The organism is Mycolicibacterium grossiae, from assembly GCF_008329645.1.
Classification (GTDB): domain Bacteria; phylum Actinomycetota; class Actinomycetes; order Mycobacteriales; family Mycobacteriaceae; genus Mycobacterium; species Mycobacterium grossiae.
In genome coordinates this window covers 776,029-802,943 of record NZ_CP043474.1, presented here as the reverse complement: position 1 = coordinate 802,943, position 26,915 = coordinate 776,029, and the positions used below count along the sequence as shown (strand labels likewise).

Annotated in this window: 25 protein-coding genes; 11 read left to right on the top strand and 14 right to left on the bottom strand. The window is 71.4% G+C overall.

Features of this window, described 5'->3' with window-relative positions; genetic code table 11:
- Nucleotides 1-80: 80 nt before the first annotated feature.
- From FZ046_RS03945 to FZ046_RS03925, 5 genes are read left to right on the top strand one after another with little or no spacing between them, the layout of a single operon-like run.
- Nucleotides 81-941 carry a class II fructose-bisphosphate aldolase gene (locus FZ046_RS03945; protein WP_070353328.1) on the top strand — a complete coding sequence of 287 codons (861 nt, stop codon included), beginning with the start codon at nucleotides 81-83 and terminating at the stop codon, nucleotides 939-941.
- Nucleotides 938-2,254 carry a D-tagatose-bisphosphate aldolase, class II, non-catalytic subunit gene (locus tag FZ046_RS03940; RefSeq protein ID WP_099045916.1) on the top strand — a complete coding sequence of 439 codons (1,317 nt, stop codon included), beginning with the start codon at nucleotides 938-940 and terminating at the stop codon, nucleotides 2,252-2,254. Before FZ046_RS03945 ends, FZ046_RS03940 begins: the two co-directional genes overlap by 4 nt.
- Complete coding sequence (locus FZ046_RS03935) at nucleotides 2,247-3,380, top strand: SIS domain-containing protein (RefSeq protein WP_070353329.1); 1,134 nt, start codon at nucleotides 2,247-2,249, stop codon at nucleotides 3,378-3,380. Before FZ046_RS03940 ends, FZ046_RS03935 begins: the two co-directional genes overlap by 8 nt.
- Nucleotides 3,377-4,351 (top strand): N-acetylglucosamine kinase, encoded by a 975-nt coding sequence (locus FZ046_RS03930; RefSeq protein WP_070353330.1) that lies wholly within the window; start codon nucleotides 3,377-3,379, stop codon nucleotides 4,349-4,351. The genes FZ046_RS03935 and FZ046_RS03930 overlap by 4 nt, the downstream gene beginning before the upstream one ends.
- Before the next feature lie 5 nt (nucleotides 4,352-4,356).
- Complete coding sequence (locus tag FZ046_RS03925) at nucleotides 4,357-5,334, top strand: DMT family transporter (protein WP_070353378.1); 978 nt, start codon at nucleotides 4,357-4,359, stop codon at nucleotides 5,332-5,334.
- On the opposite strand, the gene FZ046_RS03920 is transcribed toward FZ046_RS03925, so the two are convergent.
- On the bottom strand, nucleotides 5,331-6,047 hold the full coding sequence (locus tag FZ046_RS03920; RefSeq protein WP_070353331.1) for a type 1 glutamine amidotransferase: 717 nt from the start codon (nucleotides 6,045-6,047) through the stop codon (nucleotides 5,331-5,333). The two genes, FZ046_RS03925 and FZ046_RS03920, sit on opposite strands and share 4 nt — an antisense overlap.
- The gene (locus FZ046_RS03915; RefSeq protein WP_070353332.1) at nucleotides 6,040-7,311 is read right to left on the bottom strand and encodes a Mur ligase family protein; all 1,272 of its coding nucleotides are present in this window, start codon (nucleotides 7,309-7,311) and stop codon (nucleotides 6,040-6,042) included. Before FZ046_RS03915 ends, FZ046_RS03920 begins: the two co-directional genes overlap by 8 nt.
- Before the next feature lie 107 nt (nucleotides 7,312-7,418).
- Here FZ046_RS03915 and FZ046_RS03910 point away from each other — a divergent pair, with 107 nt between their 5' ends.
- The gene (locus FZ046_RS03910) at nucleotides 7,419-8,408 is read left to right on the top strand and encodes a DEDDh family exonuclease (protein WP_070353379.1); all 990 of its coding nucleotides are present in this window, start codon (nucleotides 7,419-7,421) and stop codon (nucleotides 8,406-8,408) included.
- Between the two features lie 4 nt (nucleotides 8,409-8,412).
- On the opposite strand, the gene leuA is transcribed toward FZ046_RS03910, so the two are convergent.
- From leuA to FZ046_RS03860, 10 genes are all read right to left on the bottom strand, one after another.
- Nucleotides 8,413-10,221, bottom strand: a complete 1,809-nt coding sequence (gene leuA, locus FZ046_RS03905; RefSeq protein ID WP_070353333.1) for a 2-isopropylmalate synthase — start codon at nucleotides 10,219-10,221, stop codon at nucleotides 8,413-8,415.
- Between the two features lie 171 nt (nucleotides 10,222-10,392).
- On the bottom strand, nucleotides 10,393-11,052 hold the full coding sequence (locus FZ046_RS03900) for a type II toxin-antitoxin system RelB family anti-toxin (RefSeq protein ID WP_070353334.1): 660 nt from the start codon (nucleotides 11,050-11,052) through the stop codon (nucleotides 10,393-10,395).
- A 10-nt stretch (nucleotides 11,053-11,062) separates the two neighbouring features.
- The gene (locus FZ046_RS03895; RefSeq protein WP_070353335.1) at nucleotides 11,063-12,262 is read right to left on the bottom strand and encodes an NAD(P)/FAD-dependent oxidoreductase; all 1,200 of its coding nucleotides are present in this window, start codon (nucleotides 12,260-12,262) and stop codon (nucleotides 11,063-11,065) included.
- On the bottom strand, nucleotides 12,259-13,587 hold the full coding sequence (locus FZ046_RS03890; protein ID WP_070353336.1) for an FMN-binding glutamate synthase family protein: 1,329 nt from the start codon (nucleotides 13,585-13,587) through the stop codon (nucleotides 12,259-12,261). The genes FZ046_RS03895 and FZ046_RS03890 overlap by 4 nt, the downstream gene beginning before the upstream one ends.
- The gene (locus FZ046_RS03885) at nucleotides 13,587-14,279 is read right to left on the bottom strand and encodes a GltB/FmdC/FwdC-like GXGXG domain-containing protein (RefSeq protein WP_070353337.1); all 693 of its coding nucleotides are present in this window, start codon (nucleotides 14,277-14,279) and stop codon (nucleotides 13,587-13,589) included. The genes FZ046_RS03890 and FZ046_RS03885 overlap by 1 nt, the downstream gene beginning before the upstream one ends.
- Nucleotides 14,267-15,163: a class II glutamine amidotransferase domain-containing protein gene (locus tag FZ046_RS03880; protein ID WP_070353338.1), complete on the bottom strand. Its 897-nt coding sequence runs from the start codon at nucleotides 15,161-15,163 to the stop codon at nucleotides 14,267-14,269. Before FZ046_RS03880 ends, FZ046_RS03885 begins: the two co-directional genes overlap by 13 nt.
- Nucleotides 15,164-15,248: 85 nt before the next feature.
- Nucleotides 15,249-16,553 carry a type III glutamate--ammonia ligase gene (glnT, locus tag FZ046_RS03875; protein WP_070353339.1) on the bottom strand — a complete coding sequence of 435 codons (1,305 nt, stop codon included), beginning with the start codon at nucleotides 16,551-16,553 and terminating at the stop codon, nucleotides 15,249-15,251.
- Nucleotides 16,554-16,681: 128 nt separating this feature from the next.
- Nucleotides 16,682-17,935 (bottom strand): ammonium transporter, encoded by a 1,254-nt coding sequence (locus tag FZ046_RS03870; RefSeq protein WP_070353340.1) that lies wholly within the window; start codon nucleotides 17,933-17,935, stop codon nucleotides 16,682-16,684.
- Nucleotides 17,936-18,122: 187 nt separating this feature from the next.
- Nucleotides 18,123-19,565, bottom strand: coding sequence for an APC family permease (locus FZ046_RS03865; protein ID WP_070353341.1), 1,443 nt, complete (start codon nucleotides 19,563-19,565; stop codon nucleotides 18,123-18,125).
- Nucleotides 19,562-20,980, bottom strand: coding sequence for an FAD-binding oxidoreductase (locus FZ046_RS03860; protein ID WP_083298235.1), 1,419 nt, complete (start codon nucleotides 20,978-20,980; stop codon nucleotides 19,562-19,564). The genes FZ046_RS03865 and FZ046_RS03860 overlap by 4 nt, the downstream gene beginning before the upstream one ends.
- Nucleotides 20,981-21,161: 181 nt before the next feature.
- On the opposite strand from FZ046_RS03860, the gene FZ046_RS03855 reads away from it, so the two are divergent.
- Nucleotides 21,162-21,614, top strand: a complete 453-nt coding sequence (locus FZ046_RS03855) for a hypothetical protein (protein WP_070353342.1) — start codon at nucleotides 21,162-21,164, stop codon at nucleotides 21,612-21,614.
- Here the strand turns inward: FZ046_RS03855 and FZ046_RS03850 are convergent.
- Nucleotides 21,611-22,213, bottom strand: coding sequence for a nitroreductase family protein (locus FZ046_RS03850; RefSeq protein WP_070353343.1), 603 nt, complete (start codon nucleotides 22,211-22,213; stop codon nucleotides 21,611-21,613). The genes FZ046_RS03855 and FZ046_RS03850 overlap by 4 nt on opposite strands.
- Before the next feature lie 110 nt (nucleotides 22,214-22,323).
- Here FZ046_RS03850 and FZ046_RS03845 point away from each other — a divergent pair, with 110 nt between their 5' ends.
- The 3 genes from FZ046_RS03845 to FZ046_RS03835 are packed head-to-tail and all read left to right on the top strand — an operon-like array spanning nucleotide 22,324 to nucleotide 25,753.
- Entirely contained in the window at nucleotides 22,324-23,589 is a 1,266-nt protein-coding gene (locus FZ046_RS03845; protein ID WP_070353381.1) for an aspartate kinase, read from the top strand.
- A gap of 2 nt (nucleotides 23,590-23,591) precedes the next feature.
- Complete coding sequence (locus FZ046_RS03840; RefSeq protein ID WP_070353344.1) at nucleotides 23,592-24,626, top strand: aspartate-semialdehyde dehydrogenase; 1,035 nt, start codon at nucleotides 23,592-23,594, stop codon at nucleotides 24,624-24,626.
- Complete coding sequence (locus tag FZ046_RS03835; protein ID WP_149484350.1) at nucleotides 24,626-25,753, top strand: DUF4185 domain-containing protein; 1,128 nt, start codon at nucleotides 24,626-24,628, stop codon at nucleotides 25,751-25,753. The genes FZ046_RS03840 and FZ046_RS03835 overlap by 1 nt, the downstream gene beginning before the upstream one ends.
- Before the next feature lie 158 nt (nucleotides 25,754-25,911).
- Here FZ046_RS03835 and FZ046_RS03830 read toward each other — a convergent pair whose 3' ends face one another.
- On the bottom strand, nucleotides 25,912-26,160 hold the full coding sequence (locus FZ046_RS03830; protein ID WP_125939715.1) for a hypothetical protein: 249 nt from the start codon (nucleotides 26,158-26,160) through the stop codon (nucleotides 25,912-25,914).
- A 227-nt stretch (nucleotides 26,161-26,387) separates the two neighbouring features.
- Between FZ046_RS03830 and FZ046_RS03825 the strand changes: the two genes are divergently transcribed.
- Nucleotides 26,388-26,915, top strand: a complete 528-nt coding sequence (locus FZ046_RS03825; protein WP_070353346.1) for a hypothetical protein — start codon at nucleotides 26,388-26,390, stop codon at nucleotides 26,913-26,915.

Here is a 26,915-nt window from a genome sequence, read left to right as displayed (position 1 = left end):
ATCGTTTGGGCGACATTCATTGCGTGTTCTGAGCGATCTTTCGATCATCGAGACATGACGCACTTCACATCGGCGCACCGGTGACGCTGGTCGGCAGCGGCGATCTGGTCACCGCGGCCGTCACGGCCGGGGGAGCGGCGCTCGCCTTCAACGTCGTCACCCTCGAACACGCCGAGGGCATCGCCGCCGGCGTCGAGCGCACGCGCGGCGCGGCGATCCTGCAGATCAGCGAGAACGCGATCCGGTATCACGGCGGCCGGCTGGAACCGCTGGCTGCCGCATGCGCGCGGGTCGCGGTGGCGAGCAGCGCACCGCTGGCGATCCACCTCGACCACGTGCGGGACGCGGCACTGCTGGAGACGGCCCTGTCCTGCGCCGCGGACCTGCACGTCGGATCGGTCATGATCGACGCCGCGCACCTGCCCTATGACGACAACGTCGCCCAGACCCGCGCCTTCGCCGAACGCGCCCACGCCGTGGGCCTGTGGGTGGAGGCCGAACTCGGCGAGATCGGCGGCAAGGACGGCGCACACGCCCCCGGCGTGCGGACCGACCCGGCGGAGGCGGCCGCGTTCGTCGCGGCGACCGGCGTCGACGCGCTCGCCGTCGCCGTCGGCAGCGCGCACGCGATGACCCGCCGCGACGCCGAGATCGACGTCGACCTGGTCCGCAGGCTGGCCGCCGCGGTGCCCGTGCCGCTGGTCCTGCACGGCGGCTCCGGCGTGCCCGACGCCGTCGTGCGCCACGCCGTCGCCGCCGGCATGCGCAAGCTGAACGTCGGCACCGCCCTGAACGTCGCATTCACCGAGGCCGTCCGGCACGCGCTCGCCGCCGACCCGTCGGTCACCGACCCGCGGCGCTACCTCGACGCCGGCCGCGCCGCCATCGCCGACGTCGTCGCCGAACGGTGCCGTGCGCTGGCCGCGGAGGTGGCCCGATGAGCACCGCCGCACTGCGCACCGCCGATCTGACCGACCTGATCCGCGCGCACGAGACGGGTGACGCGGTCGGCATCTACTCCGTGTGCTCGGCGCACCCCGTCGTCATCGACGCCGCGATCGCGCAGGCCGACGCGGACGGCACACCGACCCTGATCGAGGCCACCTCCAACCAGGTCGACCAGTTCGGCGGCTACACCGGCATGCGCCCGGCCGACTTCCGCGACCTGGTGCACCGCATCGCCGACGACCGCGGGTTCGATCGCGAGCGCGTCGTGCTCGGCGGTGACCACCTGGGCCCCAACCGCTGGCAGGGGCGGCCCGCCGCCGAGGCGATGGCCAACGCCGACGCCCTGGTGGCCGCCTACGTCGAGGCGGGGTTCAGCAAGATCCACCTCGACTGCAGCATGTCGTGCGCCGACGATCCCGCCGTCCTCGGCGACGACCTGGTCGCCGAGCGCACCGCCCGGTTGCTGCGCATCGCCGAGGACGCCGCCCGCCGCGCCGGCACCCGTCCCTGCTACGTCATCGGCACCGAGGTGCCGGTGCCCGGCGGCGCGCACGAGACGCTCGACGGCGTCACGCCGACCGCGCCCGAGGCGGCCCGGCGCACCATCGCCGCCCACCGCGACGCGTTCGCCGCGCACGGCGTCGCCGACGCGTGGGACCGCGTCATCGCCCTGGTGGTGCAGCCCGGCGTCGAGTTCGACCACCTCAAGGTCGTCGACTACCGCAGGTCCGGCACCGCCGCCCTGCGCCGGGTGATCGACGACGAGCCGATGCTGGTGTTCGAGGCGCACTCCACCGACTACCAGCGGCCCGAGGCGCTGCGGGCGCTCGTCGAGGACCACTGGGCGATCCTCAAGGTTGGGCCCGGCCTGACGTTCGCCCTGCGGGAGGCGCTGTTCGCGCTGGCCGCCATCGAAGCCGAACTCGTCGACGACGCGGCCCGGTCGCACCTGCCGGACGTCGTCGAGCAGCGCATGCTCGCCGAACCCGGCTACTGGCAGGGGTACTACGGCGGTGACGCCACCGAGCAGCGCATCGCCCGCCGCTACAGCTACAGCGACCGGCTGCGCTACTACTGGCCCGATCCGGCGATCGATGCGGCGTGCGCAACGCTGTACGCCAACCTCGACCGCACCGGCATTCCGGAGCCCCTGCTGAGCCAGTACCTGCCCGCGCAGTACGCCCGTGTGCGGGCCGGGGCGCTGGCTCCGACGCCGCGCGCGCTGGTCGTCGACCGCGTCCGCGACGTGCTCCGCGACTACGCCGCGGCCTGCCATCCCGAGACGAACGAAGGAAGCCATGTCTGACGCACCCACCACTCCGGCCCAGAGCGAGGGCGGCGCAACGATTCTCGAGATCGGTCAGCAGCCCGACGCCTGGCGCGAGCTGGCGTCGCGGGATCACGCCGCGGCACGCGAGTTCCTCGCGCACGTCGTCAACGTTCCCTCGTTGCGGGTGATCCTCACCGGCGCGGGCAGTTCCGCGTTCGCCGGACAGGTCGTCGCGCCGGCGCTGCGCCGTGCGCTCGGGCTGCGCGTCGCGGCGATCCCCACCACCAGCATCGTGGCCAACCCGACCGACCATCTGGAACGCGACACCCCCACGCTGGTGGTGTCGTTCGCGCGCTCCGGCAACAGCCCGGAGAGCGTTGCCGCCACCGCCGCCGCCGACGAATTCGTCACCCACGTCTGGCATCTGGTGCTCACCTGCGACGGCAGCGGGGCCCTGGCCACCGCACACGCCGGGCGGGACCGCTCGCACGTCGTGGTCATGCCCGAGCGCACCAACGACACCGGCTTCGCCATGACCTCGAGCCTCACCTCGATGATGCTGGCCAGCCTGCTGCTGCTCGGCCCGTCGACACCGGACGCTCCCGAGGCGCTGGCCGCCGCCGCCGAACACGTCATCGCCCGGCGCGACGAGGTGCGCGCGCTCGCCGGGGCCAAGCGCACCCGGTTCGTCTACCTCGGCAGCGGCGCGCTGGAGGGCCTGGCCCGCGAATCCGCCTTGAAGCTCCTCGAACTCACCGCCGGCGAGGTGGTCACCTACTTCGACTCCCCGCTGGGCTTCCGGCACGGGCCGAAGTCGGTGCTCGACGCCGACACCCTGGTGGTGGTCTACCTGTCCACCGACCCGTACACCCGCCGCTACGACCTCGACCTCGTCGCCGAGGTCCGCGCTCAGCTCGGCGACGATCACGTCGTCGTCATCGGGACCGACGACGCCGACGGCGCGACGACGTGGGTGCTGCCCGGGCTCGACGGGCTCGACGACGCGCACGTCGCACAGGCCTACCTGGTGATCGCCCAGTACCTCGCGCTCTACACCGCCCTGCAGTGGGGCAAGACGCCGGACAACCCCTTCCCCGGCGGCGAGGTGTCCCGCGTGGTCAAGGGCGTCACGATCCACCCGTTCGACGGGCGCGACGCGTGACGCTCTACCTCGGCGTCGACGGCGGCGGCTCGAAGACGGCCTTCGCGCTGATCGACCACGCCGGGGGAGTGCTCGCCCGCGCCCACACCGCGACGTCGTACTACTTCAGCGAGGGCCTCGAGGCGGTCGAGCGCACGCTCGCCGAGGGCGTCGACGAGGTCTGCCGCGCCGCGGGCATCACCGCCGCCGACGTCGCCGCCGCGTTCTTCGGGCTGCCCGGCTACGGCGAATCCAGCACCGACCTGCCGCTGCTCGACGCGCTGCCCGGCCGCATCCTCGGCCACGATCGCTACTCCTGCGACAACGACATGGTGTGCGGCTGGGCGGGATCGCTGCTCGGCGAGGACGGCATCAACGTCATCGCCGGCACCGGATCGATGACCTACGGCGAGAGGGCCGGCGTCGGCCACCGCGTCGGCGGCTGGGGCGAGCTGTTCGGCGACGAGGGCTCGGCGTACTGGATCGCCGTGCGCGGTCTGAACGCCTTTAGCCGGATGAGCGACGGCCGTGCCGCACCCGGACCGTTGGCCGACCTGCTCCGCGAACGGCTGGCGCTCGGCAGCGATCTCGACGCGGTGAGCCTGGTCATCGAGCAGTGGGGCGGCAGCCGCAGCGCGATCGCCGACCTCGCCAGGACGGTGTGCGCGGCCGCGGCTGCGGGCGACGCCGCGGCCTCGGCCATCCTCGACGAGGCGACCGAGGAACTGGCCATCCTGGTGGACGCCACCAGGACCCTCATCGGATTCGGCGACGGCGACCCCGTGCCGGTGTCCTACTCGGGCGGGATGTTCGGCGCCGACGGCTTCGAGGGCCGCTTCCGCGCCGCGCTGCGACGTCGCCCGGCGAAGTACGACCTGCGCCGGCCGGTTCTCGACCCGGCGCTGGGGGCCGCCATCTACGCGGCGAAACGAAGCGGCCATCCGCTGGATGCCGAAGCACTGGCTGCGCTGGCAGTCCCCGAAGAGAGGTGAGGGCCTTGTCCGAGTCCCAAATCGATGCGACGGCAACACCGTCCGTCACGCGCTCACGCAGCTGGATCTTCTACGCCGCGCTGCTCATCCTGTTCTGGGGCGTCTGGGGCGCCTTCTCGGCGCTGCCCGCCAACTGGTACGGCTATCCCGACGAGATGATCTACAGCATCTGGGCGCTGACCATGATCATCCCCGCCGCGTTCGTGCTGCGCGGCCAGCGCTTCGACCGCCGGCCGCAGGCGACGATCTACGGTCTCATCATCGGGCTCACCGGTGCCGGTGGGCAGCTGGTGCTGTTCCAGGCGCTCACCATGGGACCGGCCTATCTGATCTTCCCGATCGTGTCGATCTCGCCGGCGATCACCGTGCTGATGGCCATGGCGCTGCTGCGCGAACGCATCTCGCCGCTGGCGACGGTGGGCCTCATCGCCGCCCTCGCCGCGATCGTGCTGTTCAGCATCAGCAGCGGCAGCTCCGACGGGGCGTCGGGCCCGTGGCTGATCCTCGCCATCGTCGTGTGCGCCGCCTGGGGCGTGCAGGCCTACTTCATGCGCAAGGCCGCGACGATCGGCGTCAACGACGCGACGACGTTCGGCTGGATGGTGATCACCGCGCTGCTGCTGATCCCCGTCGCCATCGTGATGATGGGCGGCATCCCGACCGGATTCGGTTGGCAGGCACCGGCGTTGACCGCAGGCACCCAGTTGCTCAACGCCGTCGGCGCGCTGTTCCTGGTGATGGCGCTCAGCCGCGGCAAGGCGAGCATCGTCGCCCCCACGACCAACGCGCTCGCGCCGACGCTGACGATCATCGTCTCGCTGGTGGCCTACCAGACGCTGCCGTCGCCCTACGGCGGGATCGGCATGGTGCTGGCACTGGTCGGCTCGACGCTGATGGTCTACAGCGACGAGAAGCGCGGCGAGGCCGTCACCGAGGGCGCACTGGAGTCCGAGACCCCCGCTCCCACCCGGCCGGCGAGCTAGGCGCGGCGCGGGGCGACCAGCCGCTCGCGACGCAACTGGTCGACCTCGGCGAGGTCCAGCGGCGGCAGCTCGCCGACCACCCGGCTCAACAGGTGGTCGGCCAGCTCCGGGTTGCGGGCCAGGCACGGCCCGTGCAGGTACGTCGCGACCACGCTGCCCTGCACGGCGCCGTCGATGCCGTCGCCCTCGCGGTTGCCGGCACCGGTGACGACGGTGGCCAGCGGCGCGGCGTCGGGTCCGAGAACCGTTCCGCCGCGGTGATTCTCGAAGCCGGTGAGCCGTTGGGTGACCCCGGGGAGCAGCGGTTGCGACACCACCTCGCCGATGGTCCTGGTGGGCTGCGGCGACGTGGTGACGTCGAGCAGGCCGACCCCGTCGACGCGTTCGCCCGCCGAGGTCTCGTACCAGTGCCCGAGCACCTGGATCGCGGCGCAGATCGCCAGCACCGGCGCACCGCGCGCCGCGGCCTGCTGCAGTCCGGGGTGGCGCTGCAGGTGCCGGGTCGCCAGGCGCTGGGCGAAGTCCTCCGCGCCGCCGAGCGTGTACAGGTCCAGTTCGGCCGGGACCGGGTCTGCGAGCGTGGTCTCGACGATCTCGGCGTCGATGCCGCGCAGCCGCAGTCGCTGCCGCAGCACCACCGCGTTGCCGCCGTCGCCGTAGGTGCCCATCACGTCGGGCAGCACCAGCCCGATGCGGACCGTGGACTCAGACACGCTGCTCCCGTCCCCGCGCCAGCACGCGGTTGAGCGCCAGGAACGCCGTGTAGTTCGCGACCACCTCGACGTGCCCCGGCGGGCAGGACTCGATCGCGGCGACCGTGTCGTGGACCAGCGTGTGCGCGACGCCGGCGTAGCCCAGGCGCACCGCGAGGTCGGTGCCGCGCTCGCCGGCAGCCACCACCTGCTCGTCGACGAAGTGCTCGAAGTTCACGTCCCACAGCCACGACAGGTCCTCGCCGTCGGGGACCTGACCGTTGACCGCGATCACCACCGACCCGGCGGCGGTGTCGACCATCGACAGCGCCTCCTGCCAGCCGGCGGGGTTCTTGGCCAGCAGCAGGCGCACGGTGTGGGTGCCGAGCCGCACCGTGGTGTACCGCCCGGCGACCTCGTCAACGCCCTCGACGGCCCGCACGGCGGCCTCGGGGTCGGCGCCCAGCGTCACCGCCGCCGCGATCGCCTGCGTCGCATTGCCGCGGTTCACGGTGCCCGGCAGGGCCAGCGCCATCGGCAGCGTCAGCCCGTCCGGGCCGTGGACGTGGGTGTCGTCGAACCACCACTGCGGCTCCGGGCGCCGGAAGTCCGCGCCGGTGGAGTGCCAGTCCGCGCCGTCGCGCACGATCACCTCACCGCTGCGCGGGCAGCTCACCGAGTCGTTGGCCCACCCGCCGCCCGCGGCGACCCACACGACGCGCGGGCTGTCGTACGCCGCCGAGGTCATCAGGACGTCGTCGCAGTTGGCGACGACGAGGGTGTCGGGGTGCCGCGCCAGCCCGGCGCGCAGCGTCCGCTCGATGTGGTTGATCTCACCCACCCGGTCGAGCTGGTCGCGCGACAGGTTCAGCAGGACGACCACGGCGGGGTCGACGGCGTCGGACACGTGCGGCACGTGCATCTCGTCGACCTCGAGGGCCGCCAGGCGCGCGGTGCGGGCGGCGGCCAGCGCGGCGATCAGGCCGGCGTCCATGTTCGCGCCCTCGGCGTTGGTGGCCACCGGGCCCAGCGTCGCGAGCGCGGCGGCGGTCATCCTGGTGGTCGTCGACTTGCCGTTCGTGCCGGTCACGACCACCGACCGGCGGTCACGGCCGAGCTGGCCGAGGATCGACCGGTCGAGCGTCATCGCGACCAGGCCGCCGATCATCGCGCCCGCGCCGCGGCCGCTGACCCGCGACGCCCACCGGGCCGCCGCGCCCGCGCCCAGCGCGAGGCGGCCGCGCGGGGTCAGCGAGCGGGCCCGTGCGTCGGGTGCGCGGCTCATCGCGGGTTCGTCCTCATCGCCCGTGAGTGTAGGAAGCGGCGAGCGGTGGCGCGACACGCGGCGTCACCGTCCGGGGCTTGTCGGGCCGCCGTGACATTCTCGAATTCGTGAGCCACTGCTGGGGTCGACCGGTCACCGAGACCGGTGCGGGCTGGGCCGTGGTCGACGTCGAGACGTCCGGCTTCCGCCCCGGTCAGGCCCGCGTCGTCAGCGTGGCCGCCCTGGCGCTCGGCGACGACGGCAACGTCGAGACCAGCTTCGCGAGCCTGCTGAACCCGGGCTGCGACCCCGGACCGACCCACGTGCACGGCCTGACGGCGGAGATGCTCGCCGGGCAGCCCACCTTCGCCGACGTCGTCGCGCCGCTCAGCGACATCCTGCGGGGCCGCACGCTCGTCGCGCACAACGTGGGCTTCGACTACGCGTTCCTGGCCGCCGAGGCGGAACTGGTCGACGCGGTGCTGCCGGTCGACTCGGTGATGTGCACCGTCGAGCTGGCTCGCCGGCTGCGCCTGGGCACCGAGAACCTGCGGCTGGAGACGCTGGCGACGCACTTCGGCGTCACGCAGCTGAAGCCGCACGACGCGCTCGACGACGCGCTGGTGCTGGCGCAGCTGCTCAAGCCCGCGCTGGCCGGTGCCCACGAGCGCGGCGCGTGGCTGCCGGTGCGGTCGGTGTCGCGGCGCACGTGGCCCAACGGCCGCGTCACGCACGACGAACTGCTGCCGCTCAAGTCGACCGCCGCGCGGCTGGCGTGCCCGTTCCAGAACCCGGGCCGGTTCGTGCCGGGCCGGCCGCTGGTGCAGGGCATGCGGGTGGCGCTGTCGCACGAGGTGGCGCACACCTACGAGGAACTGATCGAGCGGATGCTGCACGCCGGGCTGGCGTTCACCGAGACCGTCGACCGGCAGACCTCGGTGGTGCTGTGCAACGAGGTCGCCCCGGAGCAGGGCAAGGGCTTCCAGGCCGGCGAACTCGGCATCCCGCTGCTCGGCGACGAGGAGTTCATGGTGCGGCTGGACCGCGTCGTCGGTGGCCGCGAGGTCGAACGGTTCGTCGACGCCACGGCCACCGGCGACCAGATGGCCCTGTTCTGAGGTCCTAGCTACGGGCGGCGCGGTTCACCGCGGAAACCACGGCCCGCAGCGAGGCGGTGGTGATCGACGTGGCGATGCCGACGCCCCACACGGTGGTGCCGCCGATGGACGCCTCGACGTACGCCGCCGCCTGAGCCTCCTCGCCCGCCGAGAGGGCGTGCTCGGAGTAGTCCAGCACCGAGACGTCGTAGCCCACGGCGCCCAGCGCGTCGCAGAACGCGGCCAGCGGGCCGTTGCCCGCGCCGACGATCTCGCGCTCCTCGCCATCCACCTTGACCACCGCGGTGATCGTGTCGGTGCCGCCGTCGACCTCCGCGGCATCGACGCGCTGGCGGATGCGCTCCAGCGGCCGGATCGGGGACAGGTACTCCTCGGCGAAGACGTCCCACATCTCCTTGGGCGACACCTCGCCGCCCTCGCCGTCGGTGATCTTCTGGATGGCCTGGCTGAACTCGATCTGCAGCCGCCGCGGCAGCGCCAGCCCGTGGTCGGCCTTCATGATGTAGGCGACGCCGCCCTTGCCGGACTGCGAGTTCACCCGGATCACGGCCTCGTAGGTGCGGCCGACGTCCTTCGGGTCGATCGGCAGGTAGGGCACCTGCCACAGGATGTCGTCGACGTCGGCATCCGCGGCGTCGGCGTCGACCTTCATCGCGTCCAGGCCCTTGTTGATGGCGTCTTGGTGGCTACCGGAGAACGCCGTGTAGACCAGGTCGCCGCCGTAGGGGTGACGCTCGTGCACCGGCAGCTGGTTGCAGTACTCGACCGTGCGGCGGATCTCGTCGATGTTCGAGAAGTCGATCTGCGGGTCGACGCCGCGGGTGAACAGGTTCAGACCCAGCGTCACCAGGCACACGTTGCCGGTGCGCTCGCCGTTGCCGAACAGGCAGCCCTCGATCCGGTCGGCACCCGCGGCATAGCCCAATTCGGCTGCGGCGACGGCTGTTCCGCGGTCGTTGTGCGGGTGCAGGCTCAGGATGATCGCATCGCGCGGCGTCAGGTGCCGGTGCATCCACTCGATCGAGTCGGCGTACACGTTGGGCGTCGCCATCTCCACGGTGGCGGGCAGGTTGACGATCAGCGGTACCTCGGGGGTGGGCTCGACGATCGCGGCGACCGCATTGCAGACGTCGACGGCGTACTCCAGCTCGGTGCCGGTGTAGGACTCCGGGGAGTACTCGAAGCGCCACGCGGTGTCGGGGTACTTCTTCGCCTCCGCGACGCACATCCGGGCGCCGTCGGTGGCGATCTTCTTGACCGCCTCGCGGTCGGCCTTGAACACGACCCGGCGCTGCAGGATCGACGTCGAGTTGTAGAAGTGCACGATGACGCGCGGGGCGCCCTCGCACGCGACGAAGGTGCGTTCGATCAGCTCCGGCCGGCACTGCGTCAGCACCTGGATGGTGACGTCGTCGGGGATGGCGCCCTCGGTGATGATCTCGCGGACGAAGTCGAAGTCGGTCTGGCTGGCCGAGGGGAAGCCGACCTCGATCTCCTTGTAGCCCATGCGGACCAGCAGGTCGAACATGCGGCGCTTGCGCTGCGGGCTCATCGGGTCGATCAGCGCCTGGTTGCCGTCGCGCAGGTCCACCGCGCACCACATCGGGGCGGTGGCGATGACGGTGTCCGGCCAGGTGCGGTCGGGCAGGCGGATCGGCTCGACCTCGTCGGCGAAGCTGCGGTACCGGCCGACCGGCATCTGCGTCGCACGCTGGGTGTTCCAGGCGGGCTGGTCGGGGTGGGGCGGCCCGGCGGGGGTGGAGATGGCGCGGGCGGAGGTGAACGAGTCGGGCGACTCGGAAGTGGTGGTCATGAGAAGGGCTCCGGGTTCGTCTGGTTGATCGTCAGACCGGCGCATCGCGAACACCCGCGACGGAGAGCCAGTCTGAGTCAGACCCCGTCGCGGCGTCCGAGGAGGAGCACACGCTGCACGGCGTCGACCTTACTCCCGCCCCGCCGGAGGGCAAAACGCGCGTCGGACGCCTCAGACCTGCGCGTCGGGAAAGGCGATGACCGACAGGAAGCGGATGGGGACCTCGACGAGGTCGACGGGGCCGTGCGCGCCCTCGCCGTCGAGCTGCAGCGAGTCGCCGGGCTCCAGGCGGTACACCTGCCTGCTGTGGCCGTAGTCCATGACGCCCTCGAGCATGAAGAGGAACTCCGTGCCGGGGTGCTGGAAGAGCGGGTAGGTCGAACTCTTCTCCGACAGCGTGACGTGCAGGCACTCCAGCCGCTTGTGCTCACCGCGCAGCGACCCGAGCAGCTGGTACTCGTGGCCCTCGCGGGTGCCTTCGCGCACGATGCGGGCGCCGGTGCCTGCCTTGACGTAGGCGGCGGGCCGTTCGACGTCCGCGCCGCGGAACAGGCTGGTCACCGGGACGTCGAAGCCCTTGGCCAGCAGCGCCAGCGTCGAGAGGCTGCACGACGTCTGGGCGTTCTCAATCTTGCTCAGCATGGCCTTGGAGATGCCGACGCGCGTCGCCATGTCCGCGACCGTCAGGCCGTGCTGCTGGCGCAGCGCGCGCACGTTCTGCCCGATGGCCGCCTCGATCTCCAGCTCGTCGACCGGCTGTTCGGGCAGCCGGTCGCGGGCGCTGCCGGACCGGTTGCGCAGCAGCGGGGCGTGATCGTCGGGGGCACTCACGTGTGACTGTCTAGCGCATCTCGCCCGCACCGACGTACGGGTAGGGCGTGGTGAGCAGGTCGCCCTCGGCGAAGCGGGACAGCCGGAAGTCGCTCGCCGGGACGTTCGGGTCGCTGCTGTCGCCGTCGATCACCAGGTCGGCGACCAGCCGTCCCACCGCCGGCGCGATCTTGAAGCCGTGGCCGCTGAAGCCGGCCGCCACGATGAGCCCGTCGAGGCCGGTCGTCGAGATCACCGGGTTCCAGTCCGGTGTCACGTCGTAGCAGCCGGCGTAGCTGCTCGCGATCGCCGCGTCGGTGAGGCCCGGGAAGCGGGTGCCGATCTTGTCGACGGTCAGGTCGACGAACGCCTCGTCGGCGCGATTGGAGTAGCGGTCCGGGTCGGCGATATCGAGCGACACCAGGTCGGAGTTGCCGAACAGCAGTTCGCCGTTCGGTTCGGGCCGGATGTACTGCAGCGACACCAGATCGGAGAACACCGGCGCCCCCGTCACGTCGGCGCCCGGCTTCACCATGACGATCTGCTCGCGGTGCACCCGGATCGGGACGTCGACGCCGTAGGGCGCGAGGAACGGCGCGGTCCACACCCCGGTCGCGACGACGACCGTGGGCGCGAGGATCTCGCTGCCGTCGCCGAGTCGCACACCGGTGACGCGGTCGCCGTCGACGAGCAACCCGGCCACCGGACAGCCCTGGCGCACACGCACCCCCGCGGCGCGTGCGGCGGCTGCGAACGCCTGCGCGGTCCGGTAGGCGTCGCCGTACCCGCCGCGGGCCTCCCAGCCGAACGCGGCGAACGGCGTGAGGTCCGCGGACGGCCACAGGCGGGCGACCTCGGCGGCGTCGATCTCCTCGGTCCGAACGCCGACGCGGCGCTGCGCGGCCATGCTCTGCCGCATGGCGTCGACGTTCGCCTGCCCGACGCCCACGACGTAGCCGCTCTGCCGAAAGCCGATGTCGGATGCGTCCTCTCCCAGGAAATCCCGGGGGTTCTCGAAGACCTCCAGCCCGTAGGCGGCCATCGCGGCCAGCGAGCTGATGCCGTAGTGGCAGCGCACGATGCCGCTCGACTTGCCGGTCATGCCGGAGCCGACGGTGTGCCGCTCGGCGACGACGACGTCGGTGACGCCCCGCCGGCTCAGTGCCCACGCCGCCGCGGCGCCCTCGAGCCCGCCGCCCACGACGACGACGTCGGCGGTCGCCGTGCTCACGTCCCCGGGATCCAGTCCGTACCGGCCAGCGGCACCCGCGCCATGGCGGCCGCCTCGATGGACACCGCCACCAGATCCTCGGGTTCGAGGTGGCGCAGGTGGGCCTTGCCGCAGGCGCGGGCGATGGTCTGCGCCTCCATCGTCAACACCCGCAGGTAGTTGGCCAGCCGCCGGCCGCCCTCGGCCGGATCGAAACGCGCCGCGAGTTCCGGATCCTGGGTGCTGATGCCGGCGGGATCGCGGCCGTCCTGGAAGTCGTCGTAGAAACCCGCTGCGCTACCGAGCTTCTCGTACTCCGCGGCGTAGCGCGGATGGTTGTCGCCCAGGGCGATCAGCGCCGCGGTGCCGATCGCGACGGCGTCGGCGCCCAGTGCCATCGCCTTGGCGACGTCGGCGCCGGTGCGGATGCCGCCGGACACGATGAGCTGCACGCCCTCGCCACCGTCCCTGCGGTGCACGCCCAGTTCGGCGAGCGCCCGCACGGCCTGCGGCACCGCGGCGAGCGTCGGCACGCCGACGTGTTCGATGAACACCTCCTGGGTGGCGGCCGTGCCGCCCTGCATGCCGTCGACCACCACGACGTCGGCGCCGGCGTGCACGGCGAGCTTGACGTCGTAGTAGGTGCGGGTGGCGCCGACCTTGACGTAGATCGGCTTCTCCCAGTCGGTGATCTCACGCAGTTCGTTGATCTTGATGGTGAGGTCGTCCGGACCGGTCCAGTCCGGGTGCCGGCAGGCCGACCGCTGGTCGATGCCGGCCGGGAGCGTCCGCATCCCGGCGACGCGGTCGGAGATCTTCTGTCCCAGCAACATCCCGCCGCCGCCGGGCTTGGCGCCCTGGCCGAGCACCACCTCGATGGCGTCGGCCTTGCGCAGGTCGTCGGGGTTCATGCCATACCGCGACGGCAGGTACTGGTAGACAAGATGCTTGCTCTGGCCGCGCTCCTCGGGCGTCATGCCGCCGTCGCCGGTGGTGGTCGAGGTGCCGGCCTCGCTGGCGCCGCGGCCGAGCGCCTCCTTGGCCGGGCCGGACAGCGCGCCGAAGCTCATGCCGGCGATCGTCACCGGGATGTCGAGGTGCAGCGGGTGTTTCGCGTGCCGGGCACCCAGCACCACGTCGGTGTCGCAGCGCTCGCGGTAGCCCTCGAGCGGGTAGCGCGACATCGACGCCCCCAGGAACAGCAGGTCGTCGAAGTGCGGCAGGCTGCGTTTGGCGCCCCAGCCGCGGATGTCGTAGATGCCGGTCTCGGCGGCACGCTGGATGCCGGCGATCGTGGCGCGGTCGAAGGTGGCGGATTCGCGCAGGGCGGCGCGGTCGTGTGTCATCAGTAGCTCGCTGCGTTGTCGACGTGGAAGTGGTAGAGCGTGCGGGCGGAGCCGTAGCGGGTGTAGGCGGACGTGTCGTCGTCGCCGTAGCCTGCCGCCTTGAGCAGTCGGGCGAGTTCCTCGTGGTGCTCGTCGCGCATGGGCTTGGCCACGCAGTCCGCACCCAGCGAGGCGACGTCGCCGCGGACGTAGAGCCGCGCCTCGTACAGCGAATCGCCCAGCGCCTCACCGGCGTTGCCGCGCACCACCAGGGTGCCGGCCTGGGCCATGAAGGCGCTCATGTGGCCGATGTCGCCGCCGACCACGATGTCGACGCCCTTCATCGAGATGCCGCACCGCGCAGCGGCATTGCCCTCGATGACGAGCAGCCCGCCGTGGGCGGTGGCACCGGCGGACTGCGAGGCGTTGCCACGCACCCAGACGGTGCCGCTCATCATGTTCTCGCCGACGCCCGTGCCGGCGTTGCCGTCGATGGTGACGTCGGCCTGCTGGTTCATGCCCGCGGCGTAGTAGCCGACGTGCCCGTCGACGGTCACCGTGACGGGGGCGTTCAGACCGACCGCGACGTTGTGCGCACCGGCGGGATGCCGAATGACGAACTCGCCGTGCAGATCCGGGCGGTGCAGTGCCGCGTTGACGTCGCGCAGCGGCATGCTGCGCAGGTCGAATTCGGTGGGTGTCAGCGCGCCCATGCGTACACCACCTCGGGCTCGGGCTCCCAAATGGCGGCCCGCTCGACGCCGGGCAGGCCGGCCAGGGCGCGGTACTCGCTGGCCATGGCCACCCAGTCGGCCGTCTCGGCGATGACGGCGGGCTTGCAGGCGATGGCGTCGCGCACGACGGCGAAGGAGTCGGTATTGGAGACCAGCAGCGTGTAGAAGCCGTCGAACGTGGCGCACAGTTCCTTGAGCGCGGTCTCGACGTCGCGGCCGCGGGCGAGCTGGTCGGCGACGAAGCGGGCGCCGACCTCGGTGTCGTTCTCGCTGTCGAAGTGCACGCCGGCGGCGCGCAGGTCGCGGCGGATGGTCGCGTGGTTGGCGAACGAGCCGTTGTGCACCAGGCACTGATCGGGCCCGACGGCGTAGGGATGGGCGCCCGACGGCGTCACTGCGGACTCGGTCGCCATGCGGGTGTGCCCGACGCCCTGCCAGCCCTGGGCCGAGGCAAGGTCCCACGACGCGGCGAGCGTCCGCGGTTGCCCGACGCCCTTGAGCACGGTGACGTCGGTGCCGAACCCGGCGATGAGGTCGTCGGGATATGCGGCCGCGACGGCCGCGCGCAGCGCCTCGGCGCCCACCGCCGCGGTGATCAGCCGGGTGTCGCCGAGGTCGCGGGCGCTCACCGCGGTGCCGAGGTGCGCGGTGAGCGTCGACTCGACGTCGGCGGTGGTCGCCGACGTCTGGAGCACCGACACGCCCGCGTGCCCGGCGGGCGACCAGGACGGGTCGCCGTAGACCGCCACGCCGGCGGAATCGCTGCCCCGGTCCGACATCTCGCACAGCATGCCGGTGAGCAGCTCGCCGAGGCGGGGGTGGAGGTCCGGGTTGCGCAGGTGCAACCCGATGATGCCGCACATGGTGGGTGGTGCTCCTCTCGTGGTGATTTCGGCGCGCTATCCGTGCCCCAGCGACGGTTGGCGCGCCGAAATCGCTAGAAGGCGGTTAGAAGGCGGTGAGGTACTGCTCGACCTCCCAGGCGCTGACGGCGCTGTGGTAGTCGAAGAACTCGCGGCGCTTGAGGTCGGCGAAGTAGCGGCAGACGCCGTCGCCGCGGGTGTCGAGGACGCCGGCGATGACGGGGTCGAGTTCGAGTTCCTCGACGGCGTGCAGCAGCGTCGGGGGCAGCGTGCGGCCGGAACCGCCGCCGAGTGCGCCGGGATCGAGGCTGCGCTTGATGCCGTCGATGCCGGCGCCCAGGGCCGCGGCGATGGCGAGGTAGGGGTTGGCCGAGCCGTCGCCGCCGCGCAGCTCGATGCGCTGATCGTCGGGGATGCGGACGTAGTGCGTGCGGTCGTTGCCGCCGTAGGTCGGCGTCCGCGGCGCCCACGACGCGCCGGACGCCGTGGTGAGCGCGCCGGTCCGCTTGTAGGAGTTGACCGTCGGCCCGATCAGCGCCTGCAGCGCGCAGGCATGGTCGAGGATGCCGCCGACGAAGGCGTACGCCGTCGGCGACAGCCCCAAACCGCGCTCGTCGGTGTCGTCGGGGAACACCGGGGTGCCGGCGCTGGTCAGCGAGAGGTGCAGGTGCAGGCCACTTCCGGTGCGATCGCTGAACGGCTTGGGCATGAAGGTGGCGATCATGCCGCGTTCGGCGGCCAGGACCGAGAGCAGGTAGCGCAGGGTGACGACGCGGTCGGCGGTGGTGAGTGCGTCGGCGAACTGGAAGTTCTGCTCGAACTGTCCGTTGCCGTCCTCGTGGTCGTTGGCGTAGTTGGACCAGCCGAGGGCGTTCATCGCCGCGGAGACGGTGGTGAGGTGGTCGTACATCCGGGTGACGCCGCGGGCGTCGTAGCACGGCTGGCTGGCGGTGTCGTCGGCGTCGGCGGTACCGAGGCTGCCGTCGGCCTCCCGCCTGAGCAGGAAGTACTCGACCTCCGCCCCGACCCACGGCTCGAAGCCCGCGTCGGCGGCCGCGGCGATCAGCGACTTGAGGATGATGCGCGGCGCATACGGCCAGGGCGACCCCTCGACGTGCGGATCGCAGTGCACGATGGCGAGTCCCTCCTTGACGAAGGGGATGGGCGTGAAGGACGACGGATCCGGCATCGCCATCAGGTCGGGATCCTTGGGTTCCTGCCCCATGGCGCCCACGGCGTAGCCCGCGAAGCCGACGCCCTCGGTGGCGAGCTGATCGACCGCTTCGACGGGAACCAGCTTGGCGCAGGGCTTTCCGCGCAGGTCGACGAACAGCGCGAGGATGAACCGGGTGCCCGCGTCCGTCGCGAGCGTCTGCAGATCGGTGGCCATGGCGCAGGGTCCTTGTCTCTTGTCGTGAATCACAGTATCAGCAGAAGAAACGACGTGCAGCGCGAGGAAACCCCGGCCGGCTGGGCGGGCGCCGCAGCCGGCCGGGGACTCCGCCGGTCAGTCGGCCATCAGGCCGACGCCATGTCGTAGGACGACTCGCGGTGGAAGGCGGTGTCGATGCCCGCCTCCTCCTCGTCCGGCGAGATGCGGATGCCCATCGTCTTCTTCAGGGCGAAGGCGATGACGTAGGCGACGATGAACGAGTAGGCCATCACCGCACCGGCGGCCACCGCCTGCTTCCAGAGCTGCTCCAAGCCGCCCCCGTAGAACAGGCCGTTGGTGGCGTTCGGCATGCCCTCGCTGGCGAAGAAGCCGATCAGCAGGGTGCCGACGACGCCACCGACCAGGTGCACGCCCACCACGTCCAGCGAGTCGTCGTAGCCGAAGCGCGACTTCAGGCCCACCGCGTAGACGCAGATGGCACCGGCGATGGCGCCGACGAAGATCGCGCCGACCGGGGTGACCGCACCGCACGCCGGGGTGATGGCCACCAGGCCGGTGATCGCCCCCGAGGCCGCGCCGACGCCGGTGACGTGGCCGTCCTTGATCTTCTCGACGGCCAGCCAGGCGAGCGTGGCCGCGCAAGTGGCGACGAAGGTCGTGACCATGACGATCGCGGCCGAATTGCCCGCGGCCAGAGCCGAACCGCCGTTGAAGGCGTACCAGCCGGCCCACAGCAGACCCGCGCCGAGCAGCGTCAGCGGCACGTTGTGCGGCTTGCGCAGCTGGCCGAACATCGCCGACTTGCCGAGCACGATCGCCACCGCGAGCGCCGCGGCGCCGGCGTTGATGTGCACCGCGGTGCCACCGGCGAAGTCGATGGCCTTCAGGTTGTTGGCGATCCAGCCGCCGACCGAGTTCTCGGTGACCACGCCGTCGAATGCGAACACCCAGTGCGCGACCGGGAAGTACACCAGCACCGCCCACAGGGTGGCGAACAGCATCCAGGCGCCGAACTTCATCCGGTCGGCCACCGCGCCGGAGATGAGGGCGACGGTGATGGCCGCGAACAGCGCCTGGAACACGGCGAAGAGGCTGACCGGCAGTCCGGAGATGGTGGTCTGGGTCTCCAGCAGGTCGGTCATGCCGGCGAATTCGGTGAGGCTGCCGACGAATCCGCCGTAGGACGTGCCGAACACCATCGAGAAGCCGAACAGCACCCAGAGCAGACCCACGATCGCGACGGCGCCGAACGTCATCATCATCATGTTGGTCGAACTCTTCACTGAGACCATGCCGCCGTAGAACAGGGCGAGCCCGGGGATCATGAGCGTCAGGCCGATGATGCAGCACAGCATGAACGCCGTGGTGCCCGTGTCCACTACATCCACCCCGGGCCCCCGTCCGCCGCCGTCGTGGGAAGTCCGTTCATCGTGTGCTCCTCGGTGTGGTGCGGCCGTCCCGCCGGGCCGTTCACTGGCAGTAACCAATGTTTCTGTTACACGGGCGGTGTCGGCGTGTTGCGGATGCGTAACGGGAGCACGCGGGCCCGAAGGGCACTCGAACGAACTACGCCTCGCTCTCGAGTACCTCGCGGTTGAACCGCCACATGTAGAGGAAGTACGCCAGCCCGGCGACGAGCTGTCCTACGACGATGATCAGGGCCGCCACCGTGATGGATGCGGACAGGATGGCCACGAGTGCGGCGACCAACCAGACCGCCGCCGCGACGGCGACCGGAACGTCGAAGCGGCCGAGGTCGAAACCCCCTGTCCCCGAGATCATCCGACGCCGAACGGCCAGGTAGAGCACGATCGTCATCAGGTACAGCGAGACGCCCACGACGGCGCCTGCGGCGATCAGCTGGTTGAGTGCCGCGCCCGGCAGCACGACCATCAGGGCGGCCCCGACCACCAGGACGAGGAGGGTCGCGGGGATGGGCGTCTGGGTGCGCGGGTTGACCCGCCCCATCACCCGGTGGCCGGGGAAGCGGCCGTCGCGCGCCATGGCGTACACGTAGCGCGACGTCGAGGCCACCGCCACCAGCGCCGCACCGAAGAACGCGACGGCGATGGCCGCCAGGAACGGTCGTTCCAGGGCGGGCCCGAACTGCTGGCGCATCACCTCGGCGACGGGCGACTCGCTGTGCGAGGCCGCCGGCAGGTCCTTGATGGCGACGGTCAGCACGACGAGGAACACCAGACCCAGCGTCGCCGACGCCACCACCGCGCCGATGATGGCGCGCGGCACGGTGCGCGTGGCGTTCTCGGCCTCCTCGGCCATGTTGGCGGCGGTCTCGAAGCCCACCAGCGTGCTCAGCCCCATCAGCATGGCGGCCATCAGGCCGCCGCCGAGCGCGAAGTAGTGCGGATCGGCGGCCGCCTCGCCGCGGGTGAACAGGATGCCCGCCGAGTCGTGGCTCAGCAGGAACGCGGCGACGGCGAAGGCCGCTCCCAGGACGACGAGGATGCCGATCTCGACGCCCACGGACAGCGAGTTCACCCAGCCGACGATGCGGGTCGCCGCGATCGCTAGCCCGGCCTGCACCACGAGGAGCCCGACGGTGATCGCCCGTCCGGTGGTCTCGTCCGGTGCCATGCCCAGCAGCGGCATGAGGCACTGCGTCGCGAGGGCATTGTCGATGGCCACCGGGGCGGTGACGGCATTGAGGAACGCCATCCACCCGAATGCCCAGCCCACCTTCGGGTTCGCCAGCCGCGACGCCCACGCGTACGCGCCACCGCTGAGCGGCAACCGCGCGGCGAACTGGGCGTAGACGAGGGCCACCAGGAGTTGCCCGACACCGATCGCGGGGAACAGCCAGATGCCGACGGGCCCGGAGTCGCGCAGGACGTCGTCGTAGGTGGAGAAGATGCCCATCACCACCGACACCGACGCGAACGCGATGGCGAACATCTGGAAGCCGTTGAGCGTCCGCTTCAGCTCGGGCTCGTAGCCGCAGTCCCGGCAGACCTCGTCGGCGGTCTCGTCGCCGTGCGCCGTCTGCGTCATGGGAGCGGCACGCTCTGCTCGTGCCGGAACACGTCCGACGGATCGTAGATCGCCTTGATGGCACGCAACCGGTCCACGCCGGCGCCCCAGTACGCGGTCGGCCAGTCCTCGAGGCCCGCGTTCGGGACGTTGACGTAGGCGCCGCCGACCCAGGGCGACAGGGCGTCGGCGAAGTCGGCGATCCACGTCAGGCACGGGTCCGTGAGGGGGTCGTCCGCGGCGGGGACGCCGTCGCCCCGCGTGCCCCAGCCGGCCCCGGGTTCGGCGTAGAACAGCGCATCCCGGTGGGCGAACACCGATCCGCCGGCCGGTGCGCTGCGAGCCACCGCGCCGCCGAACGCATTGGTGAAGTAGTTGCAGTGCGCGGTGGGCGCCGTCGCCAGGAACGCGCCGATCACCTCGATCGCCTCCGCGCCGAACGGTTCCTCGACGAATTGCGACTCGAACCTCCAGTTCGACGGCTCGTGGTCCGTCGGGATCTGGAAGGCAGCATAGGTCCGTGCCCAGGTGTCGTCGGTCGTGACGAGGTCGGGGTCGCCGATCTCCAATAGCGGCGCGAGCAGCTGCCGGGCCTCGTCGGCGGCACCGTCGACGAGGACGGCGGTCAGCGCGATCTGGTCGCGGGTGATCTCGAGCTGGCTGGTCAGCCGGTCGTCGACGTGCGGGGCGGTGCGCTGCCACGTCTCGAAGACCGGGGCCAGGCGATCGAGCCCGGGCCAGGTCGCCGTGAGGTAGCCGGTCCGCGACAGCGGATGCACGCGGTAGGTCAACGCGGTGACGACGCCGAAGTTGCCGTTGCCCGCACCGCGCAGTGCCCACAACAGGTTGGCGCCGTCGCGGTCGTCGACGACGATCGCCCGGGCGCCCCCGTCGCCGGACGCGACGACGATCTCGACCGCCAGCAGGTGGTCCGACGCCATGCCGAAGGCGCGGGTCAACAGACCGAAGCCGCCGCCGAGGGTGGCGCCGACCAGCCCGACCGTGCCCTCGGTGCCGGTGGGGGCCACGACGCCGGCGGCGCCCAGCGCCGTCACGGCCTCGAGCTGGGTGAGTCCCGCCCCGACCGTCGCCGTGCAGGACGCGGCGTCCACGGTCACCGACTTCAGCTCGCTCACGTCGATGACGAGGCCGCCGTCGACGTTCGACCAGCCCTGCAGGCAGTGCCGACCGCTCCGCACGCGGACGTCGACGTCGTGGTGTCGCGCCCACGCGACGGCGCGGACGACGTCGTCGGTGTGCTGCGCGAACACGATCGCCGCCGGTTCGTGCTCGAAGAGCCGATTCCAGCCCGCGCGCGCGGCGGGGTACCCGTCGTCACCGGGCCGGACGACGCGTCCGGTCAGTGCGGGGGGTTCGTTCGTCGTCGACGTGTTCGTCGATGCAGTGGGGGACGCCGAGATGCTCTCAGCCGTCATCAGCCAGGTCCGATCCTCGGGGGTGGCAGGCACGGCCGCCGACGGCGGCCGCGAAGGCGATGACGTGGATGTCGCCGCTCGACGCTGATTATGGCGTCGCTGCCCCGCCGTGAGTCCGTAATCGACTACTGCACTCGACGCCCGACTACGGCGACGACGTCGGTCGATAGAGTCGAAGCCGATGACTCTGGACCGGCGGTGGTGGATCGCGATCGGCGTGGCGGTGACCGCGCTGGTCGTCGTGGTGGTGTCGCGGACGTTCTTCAGCGGGCCGAGCGAAGAGTGCCGTCCGGTTCGGGACATCCTGGCGTTCAACGATCAGCAGAACGAGCACATCGCCTCCCGCATCGAGGGCAACGAGGGCCTGCCGACACCCGCCGACGACCTGGCCTACCAGGCGTGGGCGGACGGGCTGGCCGAACGCGCGCACAACGTCACCTCGCCGGAACTGGCCGCGCTGAGCACCGACCTCGCCATCCTGGCCGACGAGTTCACCCGCTCGCTGCCGACGCTGCGGGCGCAGGCGGAGTCACGGGCGCCCGGGGCGCCGACGCCGCCGGAGGTGTATCAGCTCGAGGCGGTCAACGCCCGCATCGCCGACAAGCTGAGCCGCCTGCACGACGCCTGCTCCTAGTCACCGCCCGCCAGGTCGGCGGGGGAGCCCCACGTCCGAGCGAACGCGATCTCGTCCACGGGGAGCCGTTCCCGCGGGCGGGCGTCGCGTTCGGCGACCTCGGGTGCGGCCGCGGTGGCGTCGCCCAGTCTGCCGACGGCGACGATCGCCAGCGCGCGCACGCCGGCCGGGACGGCGAACGCCTGCTGGGCCGCGTCGGTGTCGAAGCCCGCCATCGGGTGCACCACCAGGTCGCGGGACACCGCCTCGATGCTGAGGTTGGCCATCGCGGCGCCGGCGTCGACGGCGGCGTATCGGGCGGTGCGGTCGTCGTCGCCCTCGTCGGCGCACACCAGGATCAGCGCCGAGGCGGCCGTGGCCCACGAATTGCCCCGGCGCAGCGTGCCGGCCAACGTGGTGAACGTCTCGTCGCCGCGCCGCCCGACCACGAAGCGCACCGGCTGGCGGCCGCCCCACGTCGCGGCCCACCGCGCCGCCTCGAGCAGCGCGGTGAGTTGTGCTGCGGAAACGTCGGCATCCGGATCCAGGACCCGCGGGCTCCAGCGGGCGGCGACGTCGGGATGAATCGGTACCCGGGTGCGCGCGATCCGGTCGTCCATGGCGGTCCAACCTACCGTCGGTGGCGGGCCCGGCGACGAGGGGAAATATCGGGTGCGATCACCCCTTATCCTCTATACCGAACTCCGGTGGTTCCCAGGAAGGGTGAATGGTGGCGCTCGTCGTCCAGAAATATGGCGGATCGTCGGTCGCAGATGCCGACCGGATCCGGCGCGTCGCCGAGCGCATCGTCGAGACCAAGAAGGCAGGCAACGACGTCGTCGTGGTCGTCTCGGCCATGGGCGACACCACCGACGACCTGCTCGACCTCGCCCGCCAGGTGAGCCCGGCACCGCCCGCGCGCGAGATGGACATGCTGCTCACCTCCGGGGAGCGCATCTCGAATGCGCTCGTCGCGATGGCGATCTCCTCGCTGGGCGCCGAGGCGCGCTCGTTCACCGGCTCGCAGGCCGGCGTCATCACCACCAGCACTCACGGCAACGCGAAGATCATCGACGTGACCCCGGGGCGGCTGCGCGAAGCGCTCGACGAGGGCCTTATCGTCCTGGTCGCCGGCTTCCAGGGCGTCAGCCAGGACAGCAAGGACGTCACCACGCTCGGCCGCGGCGGCTCGGACACCACGGCCGTTGCGCTGGCCGCCGCGCTCGACGCCGACGTCTGCGAGATCTACACCGACGTCGACGGCATCTTCACCGCCGACCCGCGCATCGTGCCCAACGCCCGGCACCTCGACACCGTGTCGTTCGAGGAGATGCTCGAGATGGCCGCCGCCGGTGCGAAGGTGCTCATGCTGCGCTGCGTGGAATACGCCCGCCGCTACGACGTTCCGATTCACGTCCGCTCGTCGTACTCCGACAAGCCGGGCACGCTCGTCAAAGGATCGATGGAGGACATCCCCATGGAAGACGCCATTCTCACCGGGGTGGCCCACGACCGCGGCGAGGCGAAGGTCACCGTCGTCGGCCTGCCCGACGTCCCGGGCTACGCCGCCCAGGTGTTCCGCGCGGTCGCCGACGCCGACGTGAACATCGACATGGTGCTGCAGAACATCAGCAAGATCGAGGACGGCAAGACCGACATCACCTTCACCTGCTCGCGCGAGAGCGGTCCGGGAGCGGTGGAGAAGCTGGCCTCGCTGAAAGACGAGATCGGGTTCTCCGCGGTGCTCTACGACGACCACATCGGCAAGGTGTCGCTGATCGGCGCCGGCATGCGCAGCCACCCCGGGGTCACCGCCACGTTCTGCGAGGCGCTCGCCGCCGTGGGCGTCAACATCGACCTGATCTCCACCTCGGAGATCCGGATCTCGGTGCTGGTCAAGGACACCGAGCTGGACAAGGCGGTCTCCGCGCTGCACGAGGCGTTCGGCCTCGGTGGCGACGAGGAGGCCATCGTGTACGCCGGAAGCGGGATCTAGAGATGGTGTCGCTCGGTGTGGTCGGCGCGACCGGTCAGGTCGGCCAGGTGATGCGAAAGCTGCTCGAGGAACGCGACTTTCCCGTCACCGACATCCGCTTCTTCGCCTCGTCGCGCTCGGCGGGCACGAAGCTCCCGTTCCGCGGCCAGGAGATCGAGGTCGAGGACTCCGAGACCGCCGACCCGCGCGGCATCGACATCGCCCTGTTCTCCGCGGGCGCCACCATGTCCCGCGTGCAGGCCCCTCGGTTCGCGGCGGCCGGTGCCGTCGTGGTGGACAACTCGTCGGCGTGGCGCAAGGACCCCGAGGTCCCGCTGGTCGTGTCGGAGGTGAACTTCGAACGCGACGCCGGCAACCGCCCCAAGGGCATCATCGCCAACCCCAACTGCACGACCATGGCCGCCATGCCGGTGCTCAAGGTGCTGCACGAGGAGGCCGGCCTCACGCGCATGATCGCCTCGACCTACCAGGCGGTCTCGGGCAGTGGCCTGGCCGGCGTCGAGGAACTGTTCACCCAAGCCGACGCGGTGGTGGCCGAGAGCCGCGCGCTGGTGCACGACGGGTCGGCGCTGACCTTTCCGCCGCCGGTGAAGTACGTGGCGCCCATCGCCTTCAACGTCGTGCCGTTGGCCGGGTCGCTGGTGAGCGACGGCTCAGGGGAGACCGACGAGGACCAGAAGCTGCGCCACGAGAGCCGCAAGATCCTCGGCATCCCCGACCTCGCGGTCAGCGGGACGTGCGTGCGGGTGCCGGTCTACACCGGCCACTCGCTGTCGATCAACGCGGAGTTCGAGCGGTCCATCAGCCCCGACCGTGCTCGCGAACTGCTGCTCGACGCGCCGGGCGTGACCTACGTCGACGTGCCGACGCCGTTGGCCGCCGCGGGCATCGACGATTCACTCGTCGGACGCATCCGGCAGGACCCGGGGGTGCCGGACGGGCGCGGCCTCGCGCTGTTCGTCTCCGGGGACAATCTTCGAAAGGGCGCCGCGCTCAACACGATTCAGATCGCCGAGCTGCTCGCCGCCCAGTCGTGATCCGTGCCGCGGCGGCGGCGCTCGTCGGCGTGACGGTGTTCGTGGCCGCGCCGCACGCGCGGGCGGACCCGCCCGCGCCCGTCCCGGCGCCGGCGCTGTCGCCGCTGGCTCCCGGGCAGGTCGTCCGCATCGGTCCCACCGCGGGCACGGGTACCCCCACCCGCGACTACGGCATCGGTGCCACGGATCTGTGCGAGTTCATGGAGTTCCCGAGCGGCATCCTGCAGGTGTGCGGCGACAGCTTCGCCGGCCAGGGAGTCGGCTTCGGTGGCTGGTATTCGCCGATCGCGTTGCACGTGGAGACCGACTCGATCGACGACCCCGACGGCGTCCGCTACGACGGCGTCACGGGCATCGGCGATCCGCTGCTCGCCGACCGGTCGGCGCCGGGCACGTCGCAGCTGCCCGCCGGGATCGTGTCGATCAACCGGGAGAACTACCTGCTCGTCACCACGACGAAGAACCTGGTGCCGGCCAGTTCGCGGCTGGTGCGCGCCCTGCCCTCGCGAGGCGGGTGGCCCACGGTGGCGGGCTCGGTGCGCGACGCGGCGTGGGCGCGAGGACGTCAGTCGCAGATCAGTGGCTACTACGACCCGATTCCGCGCCCGGACTCCGAGCGCGGTTGGGTGTACGTGGTGGCCAACGACTTCGATCGCAGCGGACCCGTCGAGCTGTATCGGGCGACGCCGCAGTCCTTCACCGACCGCAGCAGCTGGCAGGCGTGGTCGGGCCTGTCGGGACCCGGTGGTGGCTGGGGAAGGCCGCCGACGCCGCTGTGGCCGGACGCGGTCGGGGAGATGAGCATTCGGCAGATCGACGGCAAGACGGTGCTCAGTTACTTCAACGCGACCACCGGCAACATGGAGATGCGGGTGGCCGACGATCCGACCGGGTTGGGTAGTGCGCCGGTGACGACCGTGGTGGTGGCCGCCGACTGGCCGGTGCCCGCCGAGACGCTGCCCCCACCTCAGGACAATCGGCTGGCCCAGCCCTACGGCGGCTACATCTCGCCCGGCTCGACGCTCGACGAGGTCCGCATCTTCGTCAGCCAGTGGAACACCGCGCCCGGCGGAGACAACGCGCCCTACCGCGTCATCCAGTTCGCGGTGAACCCGTTCCGGCGCTGAGTGGGGCGGTGACCGCCCGTCCCCGGCGCTCGGGTCTCAACGCGCAGTTGCTACCGGGCGGTCACCTGACGAGGGCTGGCGCAACCACTCCCGCGCCCCCGCTGAGGACAGCCTTACCCGGGCCGCGTCACGTCTAACTGGTGAGGGGAGAAACTGGACTAACCGGTCAGTGCGAAGTCCGTCGACGCCTCGACGTCCGCGGCGAGGCGGAAGTCGGTGCAGGAGCAACGGTCGTAGGGGTGCGTGTGCTCGGCGTTGGGGTCGTCGTCGGGCGCGCACCCGTCGCAGCCGTGGCACGGACCGAACATCGAGTGCTCGGCCTCCCGGTGTCCGCAGTCGCACCGGGCGTCGAAATCCGGCACGTCGTCCTCCACCGGATCGGGGAGGGGCGGGGGCCGTCGTCGCATGGTCCAGAACGTTACAGACCGGAAGACGGTTCGGCTAGCCTAATTCAGGAAAAGAGTATGTTTTGCCGATGTGACGTCCGCGACAGTCCTGAGCTGCTCCAACAATCAAGATCGTCAGTAACTACCTGTCGGTAACCACTATCTCGGTGTGATCACGCGGCGTTCACACAGCGAATTCATGGCCGTTTCCGAACCCCTTCGAGGCGCCGGCGACGACCATCGAGCCCATGAGTGATCCCGCCTCGCCACAGCCGGAGACGACGCCTCCCCACGCCGGTGCCGCACCCGCCGAACCCGCCACCGGCCCCATCGCCACGGCCGACGAGCACCGGCCGCCGCCGCAGGGGCAGCCGCAGGATGGCCCGTACTCACCGCAGGGCCCGTACCCGCAACCGCCCTACGGCTACGCCCCCGCACCGCCGCGCCGGCCCTCGCGCGTCCCGATGGTGGCGGCCTGGGTGGGCATCGTCGCGGGCGTGGTCTTCATCGTGGCCATCATCTTCGGCACGGGGTTCATGCTGGGCGCGCACTCCGGCGGCGGTCACCGTGGCCACGACGGCCGCCCGGACGGCGGCGAGGCGATGCTGCACCGGCAGGGTCCGCCGCCGATGTTCCCGATGGGCCCGATGCTGCGGCCGGGGCCGGGTTTCGTGTTCCCCGAGGGCCCGGGGGGTCAGCTCGGTCCGGGCGCGCCGTTCGGTCCGGGTGACGGCACGAACCCGTCGCCGAGCACCGTGCCCACGCCCGGCCGGTGA